We start from the raw sequence: 237 nt of genomic DNA on the forward strand, positions 1-237 counted from the left end.
CCTCTGCTGCCTGACGGTAATCTTCTTTATTGTCAGCAGCGGCAACGCCGTGTATGGCATTCTGGTAAACAAAACCCTGATGTCGTTTGGTGAGGTGAGTTACAGCCTCTATCTGATTCCCGGTGTGGTGCTCTATTTCATCAAGCAGATCCCGGAAACGCTCTTTCCGCATTCGTTTCTGTTCTACACCTTCCTTTCAACTTTGTTCTTTGTCGCCTCCTTCTATGTGGCGAAATT

General features: G+C 47.7%; 1 pseudogene. It reads left to right on the forward strand.

The features are described from left to right. Window positions 1–237, forward strand: a pseudogene (locus KVT28_RS26790) (acyltransferase); the annotation flags it as partial.

The sequence above is a fragment of the Pantoea sp. GbtcB22 genome (genome assembly GCF_019091025.1).
Taxonomy (GTDB): Bacteria; Pseudomonadota; Gammaproteobacteria; order Enterobacterales; family Enterobacteriaceae; genus Pantoea; species Pantoea leporis.